Here is a 20,912-nt window from a genome sequence, read left to right as displayed (position 1 = left end):
TGACAAGGAGAGATGCGTGAGGCGATTGCCGGGAATTTTACTGCTTACGGGGGCAACGCTTGTCGTTATCGTCGCGTTGCTCGTGAGCGGGCTACGCCTCGTTTTACCGCATCTGGATAGCTGGCGTCCGCAGGTGCTGGCGAAAATCGAAAGTGCTACCGGCGTTCCTGTCGACGTGAGCCAGCTCAGCGCGAGCTGGCAAAATTTTGGCCCAACGCTGGACGCGCGGGATATTAATGCCACCCTGAAAGACGGCGGCTACCTCAAAATCAAACGCGTTACCCTGGCGCTCGATGTCTGGCAAAGTTTGCTGCACATGCGCTGGCAGTTCCGCGATCTCACCTTCTGGCAGCTTCAGTATTTAACCAATACCCCTCTGCGTAATGACGCAGGCAGCGAAGGTATGGAAACCAACCGCATCAGCGATCTCTTCCTGCGCCAGTTCGATCATTTTGATCTGCGCGATAGCGAGGTGAGCTTCATTACGATCTCCGGTCAACGGGCGGAGCTGGCGATCCCGCAACTGACCTGGCTCAACGGCAAAGACCGGCATCGCGCAGAAGGACAGGTAAATCTCTCCAGCCTGAACGGTCAGCATGGGATCATGCAGGTACGTATGGATCTGCGTGATGACAAAGGGCTGCTTAACAACGGCAAAGTTTGGCTACAGGCTGACGATGTGGATGTTAAACCCTGGCTCGGCAAATGGATGCAGGACAACGTTGCGCTGCAAACCGCGCGTTTTAGCGTGGAAGGCTGGCTGACGCTCACTGAAGGCGATATTGCCGCCGGTGATGTCTGGTTGAAGCAGGGCGGCGCGACATGGAAAGGCGATTCCGAATTGCATGAGATGTCGGTAGATAACCTCACTGCCCATGTCACCCGCCAGGGCGCTAACTGGCAATTCTCTATTCCTGACACCCGCATTACGATGGACGGCAAAGCCTGGCCGCGCGGGGCGTTGACGATGGCGTGGATCCCAGAGCAGGAAGTGGGTGGCGTAAACAATAAACGCAGCGACGAGTTGCGCATTCGCGCCAGTCATCTCGATCTGGCGAGCCTCGAAGCGTTGCGCCCCATCGCCAACAGAATGTCCGCGTCCCTGGGTGAAGTCTGGCAGGCCACGCAGCCGAGCGGGCAAATCGACACGCTGGCCCTCGATATCCCATTACAGGCGACGGAAAAAACGCGTTTCCAGGCGTCGTGGAAAGCGCTCTCCTGGCAGCAATGGAAGCTGTTGCCTGGCGCGGAACATTTTGACGGTAAGCTCGAAGGCAGCGTTGAAAACGGCAGACTGACGGCGAAAATGACCGACGCCAAAATGCCATACGAAACCGTTTTTCGCGCTCCGCTGGAGATCGAAAAAGGCACGGCCACGCTGAACTGGCTGAAAAATGCCAAAGGTTTTCAGCTTGACGGGCGCGATATCGACGTCAAAGCGACAGGCGTCCACGCTACCGGTAATTTTCGTTATTTACAGCCAGAGGGTGATGAACCCTGGCTGGGTATTCTGGCCGGTATCAGCACCGACGATGGCGCACAGGCCTGGCGCTATTTCCCGGAAAATTTAATGGGTAAAGCGCTGGTGGACTACCTGAGTGGCGCGATTCAGGGCGGCCAGGCGGATAACGCCACGCTGGTGTATGGCGGCAATCCCCATCTCTTCCCTTATAAGCACAACGAAGGTCAGTTTCAGGTTCTGGTCCCGCTGCATAATGCGACCTTTGCCTTCCAGCCTGACTGGCCTGCGCTCAAAAACCTCAATATTGAGCTTAACTTCCTGAACGACGGCCTGTGGATGAAATCCGACAGCGTCGCGTTGGGCGACGTCACTGCCAGCAATCTCAGGGCGGTGATCCCGGATTACTCCAAAGAGAAGCTGCTGATCGACGCGGACATTAACGGGCCGGGTAAAGCCGTGGGGCCGTACTTTGAAGAGACCCCGCTGGATGACTCTCTGGCCGCCGCACTGCAAGAGCTGCAAATTGATGGCGACGTGAACGCGCGCCTGCATCTTGATATCCCGCTGGACGGTGAAATGACCACCGCCGAAGGCGACGTGATGCTGAATAACAACAGCCTGTACATCAAGCCACTCGATAGCACGTTGAAGAACCTGAGCGGTAAGTTCAGCTTCGTGAACGGCAATCTGAAAAGCGAACCGCTGAAAGCGAACTGGTTTAATCAGCCCATTAATGTCGACTTCAGTACTACCGAGGGTGAGAAAGCCTATCAGGTCGCCGTCAATATGAACGCAAACTGGCAGCCTTCCAGAATGGATGTGCTGCCAAAACCGATCGCTGATTCACTGGATGGGGCAGTTGCCTGGGACGGCAAAGTGGCGATAGACCTGCCATATCGCGGCAGCGCGCGTTACAAGGTCGATGTCACAGGCGACCTGAAAAATGTAAGCAGTCACTTACCTTCGCCGCTGGATAAGAAATCCGGTCAGGCGTTACCCGTAAAAATTAACGTCGACGGTGATCTTAACAGCTTCGCAGTGACCGGGAATGCGGGCGGGAAAAACCATTTCAATAGCCGCTGGTTACTGAACCGTAAATTAACCCTCGACAGAGCGATCTGGACGACGGACAGCCGTACCATTCCGCCCCTGCCAGAACAGCAGGGCGTGGAGCTGAATCTCCCTCCGCTGGATGGTGCCGAATGGCTGGCAATGTTTAACAAAGGCGTTGGGCAAAATGTCGATGAGGCCGCGCAGTTCCCGCAAAAAGTGACCGTGCGTACCCCGTCACTGGCGCTGGGCGGGCAGCAATGGAACAACCTCAGCATTGTCTCTCAGCCCACGCTGAATGGTTCGACGGTAGAAGCGCAGGGTCGCGAGATTAACGCCACGCTCACCATGCGCGATAACGCACCGTGGCAGGCAGCGATTCGCTATCTTTATTACAATCCGGTATTTACCCCCGCGAAAGGCCAAAACAGCAGCGTCTCGCCTTTGGCTGAAGTCTCTAAAGTGGATTTCAGCGGCTGGCCCGATCTGCAGCTGCGCTGCGCGGAATGCTGGTTGTGGGGACAGAAATACGGCCGTATTGATGGTGATGTGACAATTAAAGGCAACACCCTCAGCCTGGCCGGCGGCTTAATTGATACCGGATTTGGCCGTCTCACCGCCGATGGCGAATGGGTGAATCGCGCAGGTGAACAGCGCACGTCGCTGAAAGGGCGCATCAAGGGCGGTAAGCTGGATTCCGTGGCTAACTTCTTCGGGATCAGCACGCCGCTTCGTGGCTCTTCGTTTGACGTGAATTACGATCTTCACTGGCGCGCCGAGCCGTGGAAGCCCGATGAAGCTTCGCTTAATGGCATTCTCAAAACGTACTTTGGCAAGGGGGAGATCGCCGACGTCAGTACCGGTCATGCCGGCCAGCTGTTACGCCTGCTCAGCTTCGATGCGCTGTTGCGTAAATTGCGTTTTGACTTCAGCGATACCTTTAGCGAAGGGTTTTACTACGATTCCATTCGCAGTACGGCGTGGATCAAAGATGGCGTTCTGCATACAGACGATACGCTGGTGGATGGCCTTGAGGCCGATATCGCCATGAAAGGCTCCGTGAACCTTGTGCGCCGCGAGCTGGATATGGAAGCGGTGGTGGCACCCGAAATCTCAGCAACCGTCGGCGTGGCTGCCGCGTTTGTGGTCAACCCAATTGTGGGGGCCGCAGTGTTTGCCGCCAGCAAAGTGCTGGGGCCACTGTGGAGCAAAGTCTCGATTCTGCGTTATCGTATTACCGGCCCGATGGATAAGCCGCAAATTAATGAAGTGCTCCGTCAGCCGCGCAAAGATGCGCAGCAATGATTTGACGGCGGGGATTAATTGCCCCACTCTCAACTGATGAGATCTTTTATAGCGCCTCATGGCGGCAACGAACGAGTAGCAAAACGATGAGTCTGAACCTGGTAAGTGAACATTTGCTCGCAGCGAACGGCCTGAGTCATCAGGACCTGTTTTCCATTCTTAGTCAACTGACCGAACGTCGTCTCGACTACGGCGATCTCTATTTCCAGTCGAGCTATCACGAATCCTGGGTTTTAGAAGACGGCATCATAAAAGATGGCTCCTGGAACATTGACCAGGGCGTAGGTGTACGCGCCGTTAGCGGCGAGAAAACCGGCTTTGCTTATGCCGATCAAATCAGCCTGGCAGCGCTGGAGCAGAGTGCTCAGGCGGCTCGCACCATCGTGCGTGAAAACGGTGATGGGCGCGTGAAAACGCTGGGTGAAGTGCAGCATACCGCCCTCTATACCAGCATTGATCCGCTGCAAAGTATGAGCCGTGAAGAGAAGCTGGATATTCTGCGTCGCGTGGACAAAGTGGCCCGCGCGGCAGACAAACGCGTACACGAAGTTTCAGCCAGCCTGAGTGGGGTGTATGAATTAATTCTGGTTGCGGCAACCGATGGCACGCTGGCTGCCGATGTACGTCCACTGGTCCGTCTGTCCGTCAGCGTTCAGGTGGAAGATGATGGCAAGCGCGAGCGTGGCTCCAGCGGCGGCGGCGGTCGTTTTGGTTATGACTGGTTCCTGGCCGATGAAGATGGCGAAGTGCGCGCGGATGCGTGGGCGAAAGAAGCCGTTCGTATGGCGCTGGTGAACCTTTCAGCGGTGGCGGCTCCTGCGGGCACGCTGCCGGTTGTGCTGGGCGCGGGCTGGCCGGGCGTGCTGCTGCACGAAGCGGTGGGTCATGGTCTGGAAGGTGATTTTAACCGTCGTGGCACGTCGGTGTTTAGCGGTCAGATGGGGGAGTTGGTAGCCTCTGAGCTGTGTACCGTTGTGGATGACGGAACGATGGTCGATCGCCGTGGTTCAATCGCCATCGACGATGAAGGGACGCCGGGTCAGTATAATGTGCTGATCGAAAACGGCGTGCTGAAAGGCTACATGCAGGACAAGCTGAACGCGCGTCTGATGGGCGTAGCACCAACCGGTAATGGTCGTCGTGAGTCTTACGCTCATCTGCCGATGCCGCGTATGACCAACACCTATATGCTGGCAGGAAAATCGACTCCGCAAGAGATTATCGAATCCGTGGATTACGGTATTTTCGCGCCAAACTTTGGTGGCGGTCAGGTTGATATTACCTCCGGTAAATTCGTCTTCTCGACGTCAGAAGCGTATTTGATCGAAAAAGGCAAAGTCACCAAAGCGGTGAAAGGGGCTACGCTGATCGGTTCCGGCATTGAAGCCATGCAGCAGATCTCAATGGTCGGTAACGATCTGAAACTGGATAAAGGCGTTGGCGTCTGCGGTAAAGAAGGCCAGAGCCTGCCGGTGGGTGTCGGCCAGCCGACCCTGAAAGTTGATAATCTTACGGTGGGCGGCACAGCCTGACTGGTCCCTTCTGATGCCCTCTTCCGAGGGCATCTTGTTACTCTTTTCTTCTTCCGCGCATTCCCTGATACAGCTCCGCAACCTCGACAAAATAATCCGTCAGATAGTTAATACAGACCTGTACTTTAAGCGGCAGTTTGTCTTTTTCGGTATACAGCGCATACACCGGTCGCGGATCGGACTGATAGCGGGGGAAAAGGATCTCCAGCTCGCCGCTGTTAATCTCATTGATCACCCACATCAACGGAACGTAAGCAATCCCGGCTCCGGCGACCAGCCAGCGGGAAATCGTCATCGGATCGTTGGTCACGAACCGGCCTTGCGGCAGTAATTTTGTAGAGAGCCCCTCGGGCGCGATCAGCTCAAATTCGTTGTCGGGACGTACGCTGTATTCCAGCCAGGAGTGGTTGCTTAAATCCGCGGGCTTTTCCGGAACGCCAAACTGCGCCAGATAATTTTTTGAGCCGCAAACCACCATGGGCATACTGCCCAGACGACGAGAGAAGAGGCTGGAATCCTGGAGCGCCCCCACGCGGATCACCACATCCAGACCGTCCGCGATGAGGTCCGGCGCCGGTATGCCGGTAACCAGATTGACCGTTAGACCGGGATACTCTTTGAGCATTTCCGCGGTCATACCGGCGAGAACATTTTGTGCCATAGTTGAAGAACACCCAATGCGCAGCGTGCCAATAGGGGTGTTGTTAAAGGCGTAAAGTTGCTCGTGCACATCCTGGACTTCGTGCAGCATGCGGCGGCAGCCCTGATAATAAATTTTGCCCGCTTCCGTCAGCCCAATGCTGCGGGTGCTGCGGTTTAGCAACTTCACCTGAAGCTCATCCTCCAGTTTTGAAACAGTCTGACTGATGGATGAAACACTCATCTGAAGCTGTCGGGCTGCGGCGGTAAAAGAGCCAAATTCGACAACTTTGGCAAATACTGACATGCGCTTTAAACGTTCCATTGTTCACTCTGGCTTAAAAGTGATTTAGATCACATATGATAGATAACAGCATAACAGTTACGTTAATATACTATTCATGACATAACAGCTTCGCCATTCCCGCCCGGCTTTTCTTGCCTTCCTGCGATGGTGTGAGCTTAAAAATTCTGTCGCCTGCTCGTTCTCTAATCAAGGTCAACATGAGTCTGTTTCCCGTTATCGTGGTGTTCGGTCTGTCGTTCCCACCGATTTTCTTCGAACTTATTTTATCACTGGCGATTTTCTGGCTGGTGCGTAAGGTGCTGGTCCCCACCCGGATCTATGATTTTGTCTGGCACCCTGCGTTGTTTAATACCGCGCTGTATTGCTGCCTGTTCTGGTTAATATCGCGCATGTTTGTCTGAGGTAGATGTGAAAACACTAACAAGAAATATCTCCCGCACCGCCATTACTGTGGCGCTGGTCATTCTGGCATTTATTGCTATCTTTCGTGCCTGGGTGTTTTACACCGAGTCACCGTGGACGCGCGATGCACGATTCAGCGCCGATGTTGTCGCCATTGCGCCTGATGTCGCAGGGCTTATTACGGCAGTTAATGTGCACGATAACCAGCTGGTGAAAAAAGATCAGGTTCTCTTCACTATCGATCAGCCGCGCTATAAAAAAGCGTTAGAAGAGTCTGAAGCTGACGTCGCGTATTACCAGGCACTGGCGACTGAAAAGCGTCGCGAAGCCGGGCGTCGTAACCAGTTGGGCGTTCAGGCGATGTCTCGCGAAGAGATTGATCAATCCAACAACATGCTGCAAACCGTCCTTCATCAGCTGGCAAAAGCGGAAGCAACGCGCGATCTGGCGAAACTGGATCTGGAGCGGACGGTTATCCGTGCCCCCTCGGATGGCTGGGTCACCAACCTGAATGTCTATACCGGGGAATTTATCACACGTGGCTCGACCGCGGTTGCCCTGATTAAACAGCATTCGTTCTATATTCTTGCCTATATGGAAGAGACCAAACTGGAAGGGGTTCGCCCCGGATACCGCGCGGAAATCACCCCGCTCGGAAGTAATCGGGTGCTCAAAGGGACGGTGGACAGCATTGCTGCGGGTGTGACTAACTCCAGCGCCACCCGCGATGCCAAAGGGATGGCAACCGTTGATTCCAATCTCGAGTGGGTCCGCCTCGCGCAGCGTGTACCGGTTCGCATCCATCTGGATGAGGAGCAGGGGAACCTGTGGCCAGCCGGGACCACGGCTACGGTGGTGATCACGGGTGAAAAAGACCGAGATGCCAACAACGACTCGCTGTTCCGTAAAATTGCGCACCGCCTGCGCGAGTTTGGTTAATCGTGATGGGCATTTTCACTATTGCCAGCCAGCACATTCGCTTCGCCGTTAAGCTGGCCTGCGCGATTGTGCTGGCGCTGTTTGTCGGTTTCCATTTTCAACTGGAAACACCGCGCTGGGCGGTACTGACGGCGGCAATTGTGGCCGCGGGGCCGGCATTTGCCGCCGGTGGCGAGCCATACTCCGGCGCCATCCGCTATCGGGGAATGCTCCGTATTGTCGGGACGTTTGTCGGCTGTGTAGCGGCGCTGGTGATTATTATCACGATGATCCGCTCGCCGCTTCTGATGCTGATGGTGTGCTGTATTTGGGCCGGTTTTTGCACATGGGCCTCTTCCCTGGTTAAGGTGGAAAACTCTTATGCGTGGGGACTTTCCGGTTATACCGCGCTGATTATTGTGATTACGATTCAGAGTGAACCCCTGCTCGCGCCGCAATTCGCGGTAGAGCGTTGCAGTGAGATCGTTATCGGTATTGTTTGTGCGATCGTCGCCGATCTGCTCTTCTCTCCACGCTCGATCAAACAAGAAGTGGATCGTGAGCTCGACGCACTGATTGTCGCTCAGTATCAGCTCATGCAGCTCTGTATTAAGCACGGCGACAGCGAAGAGGTGGATAATGCGTGGGGGGCTTTGGTGCGTCGTACCACTGCGCTGGAAGGGATGCGTAGCAACCTCAACATGGAATCTTCCCGCTGGGCGCGCGCTAACCGGCGACTCAAAGCGATCAATACAGTCTCGTTAACGCTGATCACTCAGGCGTGTGAAACCTACCTCATTCAGAATACTCGTCCGGAAGCGGTTACCGATACGTTCCGCGAGCTGTTCGAAGAACCCGTCGAAACGGTTCAGGATGTTCATAAACAGCTGAAGCGGATACGCCGGGTGATGTCCTGGACCGGGGAGCGCGATACTCCCGTGACGATCTACAGTTGGGTGGGGGCCGCGACGCGCTATCTTCTGCTTAAACGCGGCGTGATCAGCAATACGAAAATCAGCGCTATTGAAGAAGACGTTCTGCAAAGTGAGATCGTTGTAAAAGCCGAATCCGCTGAGCGCCACCATGCGATGGTGAATTTCTGGCGCACCACGCTTGCCTGTATGCTCGGCACGTTGTTCTGGCTGTGGACGGGCTGGACATCGGGCAGTGGCGCAATGGTTATGATTGCGGTGGTCACCTCGCTGGCGATGCGCCTGCCCAACCCGCGGATGGTCGCGGTTGACTTCTTATACGGTACCATTGCCGCACTGCCCATCGGGGCGTTCTATTTCCTGGTGGTCATCCCGTCCACCCAGCAAAGTATGCTGCTGTTGTGTATCAGCCTTGCGGTGCTGGCGTTCTTCATTGGAATAGAAGTGCAGAAGCGTCGTCTGGGATCGTTGGGCGCGCTGGCCAGTACCATTAATATTCTGGTGCTGGACAACCCGATGACATTCCACTTTAACCAGTTCCTCGATAGCGCGTTAGGCCAGCTGGTAGGCTGTTTCCTGGCGATGATGGTGATTCTGCTGGTTCGGGATAACTCGCAGGCGCGGACGGGCCGCGTGCTGCTGAATCAGTTTGTTTCGGCGGCGGTGTCCGCTATGACGACGAACACCGCCCGGCGCAAAGAAAACCATCTGCCTGCGCTTTATCAGCAGCTGTTTTTACTGTTAACCAAATTCCCCGGCGATGTGGCTAAGTTCCGCCTGGCGTTGACGATGATCATCGCTCACCAGCGACTGCGTAATGCGCCTGTGCCGATCAATGACGACTTATCCGCGTTCCACCGTCAGCTGCGCCGCACGGCCGATCATGTTATTTCGGCCTCAAGCGATGACAAACGTCGTCGCTACTTCGCGCAGCTGCTGGAAGAACTGAATATCTACCAGGAGAAATTACGCGTCTGGGAAGCTCCTCTGCAGGTGACCGAACCCGTCAGGCGACTAACGGATGTGCTTCAGCGCTATCAAAATGCGCTGACCGACAGCTGATGAGGATGAAACCGACGCCAAAAGCGTCGGTTTTTTTATGGCTATACTTAATCTGGCAGGCTCTTAAACCCAGATCAGGAGGACACATGACAACCCAGGCACTCCAGGATAATGCGCTTTTTCAGACCGGATATCTGGTAGACGGCGTATGGAAAACGTTGAATACCACGTTCGATGTGCTTAACCCGGCAACGGGCGAGATCGTCGCCAAAGTGGCAAAGGCAGGTAAAAAAGAAACAGAAGAAGCCATTGCGGCTGCGAGCCGAGCCTTTCCTGCATGGCGAGCAAAAACGGCGAAAGAGCGTTCGGCTATCCTCTATCGCTGGTATGAGCTGATTATCGAAAATAAAAGCTGGCTCGGACGACTGATGACCACCGAGCAAGGGAAGCCATTAAAAGAAGCGGAAGGCGAAGTCGAATATGCCGCCAGCTTTATTCAGTGGTTTGCCGAGCAGGCCAAGCGTGCCAATGGCGAAATTATTCCGCCGGTTAAACCCGGCTCCCGCATTCTGGCGACGCGTGAACCGATAGGCGTCGTGGCCGCCATTACCCCGTGGAATTTCCCGATGGCGATGCTGACCCGCAAGCTTGGTCCGGCGCTGGCCGCAGGCTGTACCGGGGTCATTAAACCCGCAAACAACACCCCGCTGAGCGCCTTTGCGCTGCTGACGCTGGCGAAAAAAGCCGGTGTTCCGGACGGTGTGCTTAATGCCGTAGCCGGGAACACGCATGAAATCAGCGATGCGATTATGGCCAGCCATGACGTGCGTAAAATTTCGTTTACCGGCTCGACCGCGGTCGGCAAAACGCTGGTGCGTAATGCTGCGGAAACCATGAAGAAAGTCTCGATGGAGCTTGGGGGCAACGCACCTTATATCGTCTTTGAAGACGCCGATATTGACGCCGCCGTGAAGGGGGCCATCGCCAATAAATTCCGTAACGCAGGACAGGTTTGTGTCAGCGTTAACCGTTTTTATATTCATGAATCCATCTACGATTCGTTTGTCAGCCAACTTGCCGATGCGGTTAATGCGCTGAAAGTGGGGAATGGCCTCGATGAGGGGGTGGTGGTTGGCCCCCTGATTGAACCTTCCGCGGTAGATAAAGTGCGCGAGCATGTCGAAGATGCCGTTGCCAAAGGCGCGACGGTTCTGGCTGGCGGTAAAGCCCATTCGCTCGGCGGAAATTTCTGGCTGCCAACGGTCCTGGGGGATTGCCATGAGGGAATGAAACTGGCGGAAGAAGAGACTTTTGGCCCGGTTGCCGCCTGCTTCCGCTTTACCTCGGAAGAGGAGGTGATCCAGCGCGCGAACAATACCCCGTTTGGTCTGGCGGCTTATTTCTATACGCAAAATCTGTCCCGCGTTTTTCGCGTCTCGCAAGCCATTGAGAGCGGCATGATCGGGATTAATGAGTGTGCGGTATCGACTGAGCTGGGGCCCTTCGGCGGCGTGAAAGAGTCGGGCCTGGGCCGCGAGGGATCGGTTCTCGGGCTGGAAGAGTTTCTTGAAGTGAAAACCCTGCATATTGGGGGATTATAATAATCGTCAGGGCGGCATTAGCCGCCCGTCCGGACAGGGTGGCTGGCAATGAATATCTATACCTTTGATTTTGACGAAATCGACAGTCAGGAAGACTTCTTTCGCGAGTTTGCTCGCACCTTCGGCCTTGAACGGGAAAAGGTAACCAATCTTGATTCACTGTGGGATGTTGTGACGGGCGAAGGGCTACCGATGCCGCTTGAGATTGAATTTACCCATTTACCCGAGAAGCTTCGCCGGCGCTTTGGTGCGCTGATTCTGCTGTTTGATGAAGCGGAAGAAGAGCTGGAAGGACAACTGCGTTTTAACGTCCGCCGCTGATTGTTGGATATAAAAAAGCCCCTGACAAAACAGCGTCAGGGGCAAGTCGTATGATGAGATACGACGAGGGTTTATTTGTACAGTTCAGCCGTTGCGTGCCAGTGGTCACCTTCATTCAGCTCGGTGACTCGATAGCTGCTGGCGCCCGCTTTTTCAGCTTTGGCGGACAGTTCCTGACGGACATCCATCGGAGAGCCGCCTACTGATGAAACAGAGATGCTTCCCATGGATTGCAGATTTTGTGCTTGTTCAGCGTTAACCTGTTGAACAGCAGCGCTGGCACCGAATGACAGGACGGAAGCCAGACCTAGGGTGGCGATGATTAATTTAGTGTTCATAGTCATTACTCCTGAATAGTTTTCTCTCAACGGCGAGAAGGGTTAAACCGCTTTTTTTATGCCTGGTGCCGTTGATCAGATCATTACGTTACTTATTGTTGCTCAAACTTATTTGTACAGTTCAGCCGTTGCGTGCCAATGGTCACCGGTACGCGCTTCAATAATGCGGTATGAAGATGCACCCTGTTCTGACGCTTTTTTGTTCAGCATTTCATGCATATCCATCGGAGTGGTACCGATAGCGCCAACGGACACGGTGCCGATTGCCTGACGGGATTGCGCCTGATCGGCATTAATGGAGTCGGCTGCAAAAGCACCAAAAGAAAGAACAGACAGTACGCTCAGCGCGGCTACAGTCGTTTTGATTTTCATGATTCTTTACCTCGTCGAATTTTATTGGGGTCTTTCGTTTCGTGACCCTCATCACAAAATCAAGTATACACTAATCACGCTAAAAATTAATAACACGCTAATGGTTTCGCCTGTTATTACGTATTAACAAAAATGATTTATATAACTAAAACGAATAAATATGGTTGTTTTTTCGACGCGCTGGTGATTTTTATCTATAAAAATCATTAAGATATGACAATTTGATTTTTTGTGCGATCTGTTGATTTGTGATTCACTGGATGAATGGAAAGTGGCAGGGAAAAGCACTATTTGCAAAAGAGAAGGGCAACAGATTATGGCGTTAAACCAGGCTGATACAGAAGGTTCCCCGCCGCCACAGGCGACAGGGAGGCGGATCATAGCTCTTGTTCGAACAGCATCAGAATGGCTTCATACAGGTCTTTCACGGAGAAGCCATTCGCAGGAGTCGTAAAGATGGTATCGTCGCCAGCAATGGTGCCGAGAATACCTTCCGCTTTACCCAGCGAATCAAGCAGGCGCGCAATCAGCTGCGCTGCACCCGGACTGGTATGAATCACCACAACGGCATCGTTGTAGTCAATATCCAGCACCAGATTCTTCAGAGGGCTGGAGGTGGTGGGGACGCCCAGCTCTGCTGGCAGGCAGTAGACCATTTCCATTTTGGCGTTGCGCGTTCGCACTGCGCCAAACTTGGTTAACATGCGGGAGACTTTCGACTGATTAATATTCTCGAAGCCCTGTTCCTGTAAGGCCAGAACAATCTCTCCCTGAGAACTGAATTTCTCTTCTTTAAGCAGCGCTTTAAACGCTTTAACTAATTCTTCTTGTTTTGACGAGCTTCGCATAAGTCACCCGGAATATGACGATAGAAACAACATTATTATGCATGTGGATGAATTTTTATGCAAATTATCTGCCGTGAGTTAGGCTGAAATAATGTTATGAAAGGGAGTGATTTTATCAAATTTCGTTATCAGAAAACATGCTTACATCACGCCGCGCAAATAACCTTAAAAGTAAATTAAATGTTATCAAAATGATGTTGTTTTGGTGGCGAGACAGGGTGTATTGTAACCACCGTCTTGATTGGCTACTTCGTTGCCGCAAATTGCCGGAACCTTTCTGGCGAAGTTGAAAGGCGCGTGACCTCAAATTCTTTAGCTACGAAAATTGTAATTATTTACTTGCTGAATTAATGTCGCCGCAACGGAGTAACAGATATTTAAGTTAACCATAATAAGGAGTTTAGGATGAAAGTTGCAGTCCTCGGCGCTGCTGGTGGTATTGGCCAGGCGCTTGCCCTACTACTGAAAACCCAACTGCCTTCAGGCTCAGAACTCTCCCTGTACGATATTGCTCCGGTAACCCCAGGTGTGGCGGTTGACCTGAGCCACATCCCGACAGCCGTGAAAATCAAAGGTTTCTCTGGCGAAAACGCCCGTCCGGCACTCGAAGGCGCAGATGTTGTGCTGATCTCTGCCGGTGTGGCACGTAAGCCGGGTATGGACCGTTCCGATCTGTTCAACGTCAACGCCGGTATCGTGAAGAACCTGGTGCAGCAGATCGCTGAAACCTGCCCGAAAGCCTGTGTCGGTATTATCACTAACCCGGTGAACACTACTGTCGCTATCGCTGCAGAAGTGCTGAAGAAAGCGGGCGTGTACGATAAGAACAAACTGTTTGGCGTGACCACGCTGGACATCATCCGTTCCAACACTTTTGTTGCTGAACTGAAAGGCAAATCTCCGGCCGATATCGAGGTTCCGGTTATCGGTGGCCACTCTGGCGTGACCATTCTGCCGCTGCTGTCGCAGATCCCGGGCGTCAGCTTCTCCGAGCAGGAAGTGGCTGACCTGACCAAACGTATCCAGAACGCGGGCACCGAAGTGGTGGAAGCGAAGGCGGGTGGCGGTTCTGCAACGCTGTCTATGGGTCAGGCTGCTGCACGTTTTGGTCTGTCACTGGTACGCGCGCTGCAAGGTGAGAAAGGCGTGGTGGAATGCGCTTACGTTGAAGGCGACGGCGAGCACGCCCGCTTCTTCTCTCAGCCGCTGCTGCTGGGCAAAAACGGCGTTGAAGAACGTCAGTCAATTGGCAAGCTGAGCGCGTTTGAACAACAAGCGATGGAAGGCATGCTGGATACACTGAAGAAAGATATCACTCTGGGTGAAGAGTTCGTTAACAAGTAAGCGAACATTCAGAGCATAAAAAACCGGAGCTTAAGTGGCTCCGGTTTTTTTATGTCTTTTAGTTGGTGGCGGGGTATTCCTGAATGGTGACCTGAAGCGTAATTTTCTTATCATTACGCATCACTTCCACCGGAATAATAGAGCCGGGGCGAATCTCCGCGACCTGGTCCATGGTTTCAAGCGCCGACAGGGCAGGAATACCATTCACTGAAACAATCACGTCATTGACCTGAAGACCCGCGTTAGCCGCCGGGCCGCCGGGCGTCACTTCGTTCACGACGATTCCCTGAATCGGATCGATGCCGCCGCCCTGGGTATGAAGCGGCGCGATTTCACGTCCGCCAATCCCGATATAGCCACGAATGACGCGACCATCGCGAATCAGCTTATCCATAATTTTGGTCGCCAGCTGGAACGGTATCGCAAAGCCGATCCCTTCGGGCGTCTCGCCATCATTACTCTTATCAAACGATAAGGTATTAATGCCCATCAGTTCACCCAGCGAGTTGACCAGCGCGCCGCCGGAGTTACCGTGATTGATGGAGGCATCCGTTTGCAGGAAATTCTGTCTGCCAGAAGGGTTCAGGCCAATACGACCGGTGGCGCTGATAATCCCCTGAGTAATGGTTTGACCAAGATTATAAGGGTTGCCGATGGCCATCACCACGTCACCGATATGCGGCGTACGCTTGCGATTAATTGGAATAACCGGCAATCCGCCCGTGGCATTGATTTTGAGGACCGCGAGGTCGGTCAGGCTATCGGATCCCACCAGTAAGGCTTCAAAGACACGGCCATCCTGCAGGGCAACGATAATCTGATCGGCATCGTTGATCACATGTTTGTTCGTAATGATATAGCCGCGCTCGTCCATAATCACACCAGACCCGAGAGTGCGGATCTCCAGCTGATTATGCGCAGAGCTATTAAGGCCGCGGTTATAAACGTTAACCACGGCAGGGGCAGCACGGCGAACGGCCTGATTGTAACTAACAGGCGTCTCATCCGTACTGTCGAACTGCGGCGTCGCCAGTTTATTGAACTGACGTAGCGAAGGCATTGCAGCCAGTAACAGGCCGCCAACAACCAAACCGATGGCGACAGAACGAAATAGCTTAAAAACCATGATGCGGGCGTCGTTAATTAAGGAACGGTTGCAGCATAGCATGAGTTATCCGGACATCACACGCAGCGGTGATGTCCGGAGGGCAAATGCTTAGCGTAATATAATGTAGAGCGTATCGTTGCCGCGAACGATCTGGAGCGCGATCACCGTGGGTTTGTTCTCCAGTAATTTGCGCATCTCAGCGATCGACTGCACGCGATTACGGTTTACACCAATGATCACATCGTCCTGATGCAGACCTGCTTGTGCGGCCGGGCTGCTCTTTTCGACGCTCTCAATGGTGATGCCTTTAGTTCCGTCTTTGAGCTGCCCGTCACTCAAAGCCGCGCCTTGCAGCGCAGGGGCAATCAGCTCGGCGCTGGCCGACGAAGAGGTGCTTTTATCCAGCGTCACCTCGACGTCCAGCGGTTTACCATCGCGCAACAGGCCCAGTTTTACTTTAGTACCCGGTTCAGTGGTGGCAATGCGCGAGCGCAGTTCGGCGAAGCTGCTCAGCGGCTTGCCGTTCAGACTGACGATCACGTCGCCAGATTTCACTCCTGCTTTCGCGGAGCCTGAATTTGCCAGCACTTCACTGACGAATGCCCCGCGCTGGACGTTGAGATTGAAGGCTTTCGCGATATCAGCGCTCATCTCCATTCCTTTTATCCCCAGCAGTCCGCGTTTAACTTCACCAGACTCAATCAACTGTTGTGCCAGCGTTTTGGCCATATTGCTGGGGATCGCAAAGCCGATACCAATACTGCCGCCGCCCGGGGCAAGAATCGCGGTATTAATGCCAATCAGTTCGCCGTTGAGGTTCAGCAGGGCGCCGCCGGAGTTCCCGCGGTTGATGGAGGCGTCAGTCTGGATAAAGTTCTCCAGCCCTTCCAGATTCAGGCCACTACGACCGAGCGCCGAGATAATTCCCGATGTGGCCGTCTGACCTAAACCGAACGGGTTGCCGACCGCTACCGCGAAATCACCGACGCGCAGTTTGTCGGAATCGGCGATCGCAATCTGGGTAAGATGGCTGGGGTTTTGTATCTGTAACAGCGCAATGTCGCTTTGATCGTCGCCGCCAATCAATTTAGCGTCGAATTCCCGGCCATCGTTCATCTGCACGCTGATTTTGTCAGCCTGGCTGATGACATGGTTATTGGTCAGTACGTAGCCTTTTGTCGCATCAATCACGACGCCAGAGCCAAGGCCTTCAAACGGTTGAGTTTGTTGATCAGGGCCATCTTCACCAAAATATTTTTTGAGCTCTTCCGGCACGCGCTGGCTTTGCGCCGCTGTGCCTTCCACCTTCACGCTCACCACGGCAGGCAATACTTTCTCAAGCATCGGGGCGAGGCTCGGAATAGCGGCTTCTCCGGGAACTTGCGAAGGAAGCGCTGCGGCCACAGGCCAGGACGCAGTGAGAGATAACCCGACACTTAACGCTAACGCGCTTAACAGCTGGTTTTTTTTCTTCATTGATGCTGGCTCTCGTAACCTGGAATTAAGGAAAAATGGCCCAAAAACAGTTTGATGTTATTGAATTTTAAACCACTGAACAATGAGGTATTTGACTAAATAATAGCTGGGACGGGAAAGAAAGGACGGGCGCAATGCCTGCGCCCGTAAAATATATTGTCGATGTGTGATTAATCGCGTTTTGCGCCACCGCGCAGCAGTCCGGAAGCACCGTCTGAGTAATCGCGCGGCATCTCAACCGGCGCCTGATCGTTGCCCGCTTCAGACTCAGCCAGACGGTTACGGAACGGGTTACTTTCCGCGGTCATTTCTGGCAGCAGGCTGCTGGAGCTTTTCGCCATGTGTTGATACAGCTGACGATAGTCGGTCGCCATGTTGTCCAGCAGCTCAGCGCTACGGGCAAAATGGCTGACCAACTCTTCACGATACTCTTCCAGCTCAGCTTTGTTTTTTTGCAGTTCATACTGTAACGACTGTTGCTGACGCAATTTTCGATTACCGAAACGCATGGCCACGGCACCGATTGCGATGCCAACGACTAAACCAATGAGCGCATATTCCCAGGTCATGAACTTCTCCCGTTGTCTTGTGGTTCCGTAGGGTATTGGCGCGGCTCCTGCCTGTGCCTGATTATGCCACTATAACCGCTATTCCTTCAGAAGTGGAATCCTGACGCATCATCGCGTACTGTAGAACGGCCTTTTTTTCGCCAGTCGGGTCATCTGGTGAGCTTTAATTGAAGGAATAACAATAAGATTATGCAAAGCCTGTCCCCAACATCCCGTTATCAACAAGCCCTGGATGAGGGCACTCACCAGCCCGATGATGTTCAGCGTGAGGCGGTAAATCGCCTGAATACTATCTATCAGAAACTGACGAGCGAACCGACAGAGACCGCGCAAAGCGGTGGTCTGAAAGCGGCGTTTGGCCGACTGTTGGGTAAAAAAGAGCCACAGACTGCCGCCCCGGCTCGGGGTCTTTATATGTGGGGCGGGGTAGGGCGCGGAAAAACCTGGCTGATGGACCTGTTTTATCAGAGCCTGCCGGGCACCCGTAAGCAACGTTTGCACTTTCACCGCTTTATGCTGCGCGTTCATGATGAATTGACCGCTTTGCAGGGACAGAGCGATCCGCTGGAAAAAGTCGCCGATCGTTTTAAAGCAGAGACAGACGTCCTGTGCTTCGATGAATTCTTTGTGTCGGATATTACCGATGCGATGCTGCTTGGCGGCCTGATGAAAGCCCTTTTTGCACGGGGCATCACGCTGGTGGCAACTTCGAACATTCCGCCTGACGAGTTGTATCGTAATGGTCTGCAGCGCGCGCGTTTTCTGCCCGCGATCGATGCCATAAAAGCGCATTGCGACGTCATGAATGTGGATGCAGGAGTGGATTATCGCCTGCGTACCCTGACTCAGGCGCATCTGTGGTTATCGCCATTAAATGATGAGACGCAGCGCCAAATGGATACGCTCTGGCTGGCTCTGGCGGGTGCAAAGCGTGACAACGCGCCAGAACTGGAGATTAACCACCGTCCCCTGAAAACGCGCGGAGTGGAAAACCAAACTCTGGCCGTCTCTTTTGCCACGCTGTGCGTCGATGCCCGCAGCCAGCATGACTATATCGCGTTGTCGCGTCTCTTCCATACTGTCATGTTGTTTGATGTGCCGGTTATGACGTCGCTCATGGAGAGCGAAGCCCGTCGCTTTATCGCGCTGGTGGATGAATTTTACGAGCGCCATGTGAAGCTTGTTGTCAGCGCTGATGTCCCGCTGTATGAGGTCTATCAGGGGGAGCGACTGAAATTTGAGTTCCAGCGCTGTTTATCGCGGCTGCAGGAAATGCAGAGCGAAGAGTATTTGAAACGCGCGCACATGCCGTAAATGCCGCACCGTGCCGCAGGCCGGGTAAGGCATAGCCGCCGCCCGGCAATCCCTCGGCGAAAACCTTGCGACTAATCACATTTAGGGGTCGATCTTTGACCTCGACTTCTCTATAATCTTGCGACCCCACGTTACGAGAAGGTTTTTTTCCCAAAACTTTCTATGTGCTGGCATAGGCTATTCGAAGGGGTAGGTTTGCCGGACTTTGTCGTGTGAGCCTCAACTGACTAAACGTTTGGGTGTTCACCAACGTGTAACTTATTTATTTGGGTAAGCTTTTAATGAAAACTTTTACAGCTAAACCAGAAACCGTAAAACGCGACTGGTATGTTGTTGACGCGACCGGTAAAACTCTGGGTCGTCTGGCTTCCGAACTGGCTCGTCGCCTGCGCGGTAAGCACAAAGCGGAATACACTCCGCACGTTGATACTGGTGATTACATCATCGTTCTGAACGCAGAAAAAGTTGCTGTAACCGGCAACAAGCGCGAAGACAAAATGTATTACCACCACACCGGCCACATCGGTGGTATCAAAGAAGCGACCTTTGAAGAGATGATTGCCCGCCGTCCTGAGCGTGTGATTGAAATCGCGGTTAAAGGCATGCTGCCAAAAGGCCCGCTGGGTCGTGCTATGTACCGTAAACTGAAAGTTTACGCAGGCAACGAGCACAACCACGCGGCACAGCAACCGCAAGTTCTTGACATCTAATCGGGATTATAGGCAATGGCTGAAAATCAATACTACGGCACTGGTCGCCGCAAAAGCTCCGCCGCTCGCGTGTTCATCAAACCGGGCAGTGGTAAAATCGTCATCAACCAACGTTCTCTGGAACAGTACTTCGGTCGTGAAACTGCCCGCATGGTAGTTCGTCAGCCGCTGGAACTGGTTGATATGGTTGAGAAATTCGATCTGTACATCACTGTTAAAGGTGGTGGTACTTCTGGTCAGGCTGGTGCGATCCGTCACGGTATCACCCGCGCTCTGATGGAGTACGACGAGTCCCTGCGTGGCGAACTGCGTAAAGCTGGCTTCGTTACTCGTGATGCTCGTGAAGTTGAACGTAAGAAAGTCGGTCTGCGTAAAGCACGTCGTCGTCCTCAGTTCTCCAAACGTTAATCTTTTTTCTGCTTTGGCAGAAAGATTGGCGAAAAACCCGCTTCGGCGGGTTTTTTTTATGGATAATCTTGCGGTTATCCACAGTATTTATTTGATTATCAGCTCTTTTTCAGCATTTCCAGAATCCCCTCACCACAAAGCCGGTAAAATCTGGTAAACTATCATCCAATTTTCTGCCCAAATGTCCGTGAATACTCGATTTTTGTTCGATTATTGAACAATGCTGAGCGTTCTCTGAGATGGGTAACAAATCATCTGGCTGGCCCGCGTGGCCGGTAGCAGTAATATTCTGACTATACCTGGAGGTTTTCATGGCTGTCGCTGCCAACAAACGTTCGGTAATGACGCTGTTTTCTGGTCCTACTGACATCTATAGCCATCAGGTTCGTATCGTGCTGGCCGAAAAGGGTGTCAGTTTTGAGATCGAGCATGTGGAAAAGGATAACCCACCTCAGGATCTGATCGATCTCAACCCGAACCAGAGCGTACCAACGCTGGTGGATCGCGAGCTGACCCTGTGGGAATCCCGCATCATTATGGAATATCTGGATGAGCGATTCCCTCATCCGCCGCTGATGCCGGTTTATCCGGTTGCGCGTGGTGAAAGCCGCCTGTACATGCAGCGTATCGAGAAAGACTGGTACACACTGATGAACGTTATTGTTAACGGTTCATCCTCTGAAGCCGATGCTGCTCGTAAGCAATTGCGCGAAGAGTTGTTGGCCATCGCACCTGTATTCGGTCAGAAACCTTTCTTCCTGAGTGATGAATTCAGCCTGGTTGATTGCTATCTGGCTCCGCTGTTATGGCGTCTGCAGGTGTTGGGCGTTGAGTTCAGTGGTCCTGGCGCAAAAGAGCTTAAAGGCTACATGACTCGCGTATTCGAGCGCGACTCTTTCCTCGCTTCTCTGACAGAACCGGAACGCGAAATGCGTCTTGGCCGAGGTTAACGAT

Annotated in this window: 19 protein-coding genes; 12 read left to right on the top strand and 7 right to left on the bottom strand. The window is 53.3% G+C overall.

Annotation, left to right across the window (positions count from 1 at the left end):
• Positions 1-16 precede the first annotated feature (16 nt).
• Complete coding sequence (yhdP, locus tag SOM82_RS18535) at positions 17-3,817, top strand: AsmA2 domain-containing protein YhdP (RefSeq protein WP_320460929.1); 3,801 nt, start codon at positions 17-19, stop codon at positions 3,815-3,817.
• An 86-nt stretch (positions 3,818-3,903) separates the two neighbouring features.
• Entirely contained in the window at positions 3,904-5,349 is a 1,446-nt protein-coding gene (tldD, locus tag SOM82_RS18530; RefSeq protein WP_154126467.1) for a metalloprotease TldD, read from the top strand.
• Between the two features lie 37 nt (positions 5,350-5,386).
• Here tldD and aaeR read toward each other — a convergent pair whose 3' ends face one another.
• Positions 5,387-6,313, bottom strand: coding sequence for an HTH-type transcriptional activator AaeR (aaeR, locus tag SOM82_RS18525; RefSeq protein ID WP_154126466.1), 927 nt, complete (start codon positions 6,311-6,313; stop codon positions 5,387-5,389).
• 179 nt (positions 6,314-6,492) lie between these two features.
• On the opposite strand from aaeR, the gene aaeX reads away from it, so the two are divergent.
• The 5 genes from aaeX to SOM82_RS18500 all read left to right on the top strand — a co-directional run bounded on the left by aaeX (position 6,493) and on the right by SOM82_RS18500 (position 11,471).
• The gene (gene aaeX, locus SOM82_RS18520) at positions 6,493-6,696 is read left to right on the top strand and encodes a p-hydroxybenzoic acid efflux pump operon protein AaeX (protein ID WP_154126465.1); all 204 of its coding nucleotides are present in this window, start codon (positions 6,493-6,495) and stop codon (positions 6,694-6,696) included.
• A gap of 7 nt (positions 6,697-6,703) precedes the next feature.
• Complete coding sequence (gene aaeA, locus SOM82_RS18515) at positions 6,704-7,636, top strand: p-hydroxybenzoic acid efflux pump subunit AaeA (protein ID WP_320460928.1); 933 nt, start codon at positions 6,704-6,706, stop codon at positions 7,634-7,636.
• 5 nt (positions 7,637-7,641) lie between these two features.
• A complete protein-coding gene (gene aaeB, locus SOM82_RS18510; RefSeq protein ID WP_320460927.1) occupies positions 7,642-9,609 on the top strand; it encodes a p-hydroxybenzoic acid efflux pump subunit AaeB in 1,968 nt (655 codons plus the stop codon).
• Positions 9,610-9,695: 86 nt separating this feature from the next.
• A complete protein-coding gene (locus tag SOM82_RS18505; protein WP_320460926.1) occupies positions 9,696-11,150 on the top strand; it encodes an NAD-dependent succinate-semialdehyde dehydrogenase in 1,455 nt (484 codons plus the stop codon).
• Between the two features lie 48 nt (positions 11,151-11,198).
• Entirely contained in the window at positions 11,199-11,471 is a 273-nt protein-coding gene (locus SOM82_RS18500; protein ID WP_154126461.1) for a barstar family protein, read from the top strand.
• Between the two features lie 71 nt (positions 11,472-11,542).
• On the opposite strand, the gene yhcN-B is transcribed toward SOM82_RS18500, so the two are convergent.
• From yhcN-B to argR, 3 genes are all read right to left on the bottom strand, one after another.
• Positions 11,543-11,809: a DUF1471 family stress response protein YhcN-B gene (yhcN-B, locus tag SOM82_RS18495; RefSeq protein ID WP_154126460.1), complete on the bottom strand. Its 267-nt coding sequence runs from the start codon at positions 11,807-11,809 to the stop codon at positions 11,543-11,545.
• A gap of 108 nt (positions 11,810-11,917) precedes the next feature.
• Positions 11,918-12,181, bottom strand: a complete 264-nt coding sequence (yhcN, locus tag SOM82_RS18490) for a peroxide/acid stress response protein YhcN (RefSeq protein WP_154126459.1) — start codon at positions 12,179-12,181, stop codon at positions 11,918-11,920.
• A 377-nt stretch (positions 12,182-12,558) separates the two neighbouring features.
• Positions 12,559-13,029: a transcriptional regulator ArgR gene (argR, locus tag SOM82_RS18485; RefSeq protein WP_100778698.1), complete on the bottom strand. Its 471-nt coding sequence runs from the start codon at positions 13,027-13,029 to the stop codon at positions 12,559-12,561.
• 405 nt (positions 13,030-13,434) lie between these two features.
• On the opposite strand from argR, the gene mdh reads away from it, so the two are divergent.
• Positions 13,435-14,373: a malate dehydrogenase gene (mdh, locus tag SOM82_RS18480; RefSeq protein WP_154126458.1), complete on the top strand. Its 939-nt coding sequence runs from the start codon at positions 13,435-13,437 to the stop codon at positions 14,371-14,373.
• A 58-nt stretch (positions 14,374-14,431) separates the two neighbouring features.
• On the opposite strand, the gene degS is transcribed toward mdh, so the two are convergent.
• The 3 genes from degS to zapG form a co-directional block, all read right to left on the bottom strand.
• Positions 14,432-15,499, bottom strand: a complete 1,068-nt coding sequence (gene degS, locus SOM82_RS18475) for an outer membrane-stress sensor serine endopeptidase DegS (RefSeq protein WP_154126529.1) — start codon at positions 15,497-15,499, stop codon at positions 14,432-14,434.
• Positions 15,500-15,589: 90 nt separating this feature from the next.
• Positions 15,590-16,957: a serine endoprotease DegQ gene (gene degQ, locus SOM82_RS18470; RefSeq protein ID WP_154126457.1), complete on the bottom strand. Its 1,368-nt coding sequence runs from the start codon at positions 16,955-16,957 to the stop codon at positions 15,590-15,592.
• Positions 16,958-17,127: 170 nt separating this feature from the next.
• Positions 17,128-17,526 carry a Z-ring associated protein ZapG gene (gene zapG, locus SOM82_RS18465; protein ID WP_154126456.1) on the bottom strand — a complete coding sequence of 133 codons (399 nt, stop codon included), beginning with the start codon at positions 17,524-17,526 and terminating at the stop codon, positions 17,128-17,130.
• Between the two features lie 189 nt (positions 17,527-17,715).
• Here zapG and zapE point away from each other — a divergent pair, with 189 nt between their 5' ends.
• From zapE to sspA, 4 genes are all read left to right on the top strand, one after another.
• Positions 17,716-18,840: a cell division protein ZapE gene (zapE, locus tag SOM82_RS18460; RefSeq protein WP_320460925.1), complete on the top strand. Its 1,125-nt coding sequence runs from the start codon at positions 17,716-17,718 to the stop codon at positions 18,838-18,840.
• Positions 18,841-19,121: 281 nt separating this feature from the next.
• Positions 19,122-19,550: a 50S ribosomal protein L13 gene (gene rplM, locus SOM82_RS18455; protein ID WP_004868222.1), complete on the top strand. Its 429-nt coding sequence runs from the start codon at positions 19,122-19,124 to the stop codon at positions 19,548-19,550.
• A 15-nt stretch (positions 19,551-19,565) separates the two neighbouring features.
• A complete protein-coding gene (gene rpsI, locus SOM82_RS18450) occupies positions 19,566-19,958 on the top strand; it encodes a 30S ribosomal protein S9 (RefSeq protein ID WP_064543072.1) in 393 nt (130 codons plus the stop codon).
• A 311-nt stretch (positions 19,959-20,269) separates the two neighbouring features.
• The gene (gene sspA / locus SOM82_RS18445) at positions 20,270-20,908 is read left to right on the top strand and encodes a stringent starvation protein SspA (protein WP_154126454.1); all 639 of its coding nucleotides are present in this window, start codon (positions 20,270-20,272) and stop codon (positions 20,906-20,908) included.
• Positions 20,909-20,912: the final 4 nt, after the last annotated feature.

Origin of the sequence: Lelliottia sp. CFBP8978 (genome assembly GCF_034046055.2) — a bacterium.
GTDB lineage: Bacteria > Pseudomonadota > Gammaproteobacteria > Enterobacterales > Enterobacteriaceae > Enterobacter.
This window is presented reverse-complemented; position numbering and strand designations above follow the sequence as displayed.

Excerpts from the sequence above, each read along its gene's own strand:
- aaeR (WP_154126466.1), bottom strand. The coding sequence starts at position 6,313 with ATGGAACGTTTAAAGCGCATGTCAGTATTTGCCAAAGTTGTCGAATTT.
- sspA (WP_154126454.1), top strand. The coding sequence starts at position 20,270 with ATGGCTGTCGCTGCCAACAAACGTTCGGTAATGACGCTGTTTTCTGGT.
- tldD (WP_154126467.1), top strand. The coding sequence starts at position 3,904 with ATGAGTCTGAACCTGGTAAGTGAACATTTGCTCGCAGCGAACGGCCTG.
- SOM82_RS18500 (WP_154126461.1), top strand. The coding sequence starts at position 11,199 with ATGAATATCTATACCTTTGATTTTGACGAAATCGACAGTCAGGAAGAC.
- yhcN (WP_154126459.1), bottom strand. The coding sequence starts at position 12,181 with ATGAAAATCAAAACGACTGTAGCCGCGCTGAGCGTACTGTCTGTTCTT.
- mdh (WP_154126458.1), top strand. The coding sequence starts at position 13,435 with ATGAAAGTTGCAGTCCTCGGCGCTGCTGGTGGTATTGGCCAGGCGCTT.
- argR (WP_100778698.1), bottom strand. The coding sequence starts at position 13,029 with ATGCGAAGCTCGTCAAAACAAGAAGAATTAGTTAAAGCGTTTAAAGCG.
- degQ (WP_154126457.1), bottom strand. The coding sequence starts at position 16,957 with ATGAAGAAAAAAAACCAGCTGTTAAGCGCGTTAGCGTTAAGTGTCGGG.
- zapG (WP_154126456.1), bottom strand. The coding sequence starts at position 17,526 with ATGACCTGGGAATATGCGCTCATTGGTTTAGTCGTTGGCATCGCAATC.
- degS (WP_154126529.1), bottom strand. The coding sequence starts at position 15,499 with ATGGTTTTTAAGCTATTTCGTTCTGTCGCCATCGGTTTGGTTGTTGGC.
- aaeX (WP_154126465.1), top strand. The coding sequence starts at position 6,493 with ATGAGTCTGTTTCCCGTTATCGTGGTGTTCGGTCTGTCGTTCCCACCG.
- rpsI (WP_064543072.1), top strand. The coding sequence starts at position 19,566 with ATGGCTGAAAATCAATACTACGGCACTGGTCGCCGCAAAAGCTCCGCC.
- zapE (WP_320460925.1), top strand. The coding sequence starts at position 17,716 with ATGCAAAGCCTGTCCCCAACATCCCGTTATCAACAAGCCCTGGATGAG.
- rplM (WP_004868222.1), top strand. The coding sequence starts at position 19,122 with ATGAAAACTTTTACAGCTAAACCAGAAACCGTAAAACGCGACTGGTAT.
- yhcN-B (WP_154126460.1), bottom strand. The coding sequence starts at position 11,809 with ATGAACACTAAATTAATCATCGCCACCCTAGGTCTGGCTTCCGTCCTG.
- aaeB (WP_320460927.1), top strand. The coding sequence starts at position 7,642 with ATGGGCATTTTCACTATTGCCAGCCAGCACATTCGCTTCGCCGTTAAG.
- SOM82_RS18505 (WP_320460926.1), top strand. The coding sequence starts at position 9,696 with ATGACAACCCAGGCACTCCAGGATAATGCGCTTTTTCAGACCGGATAT.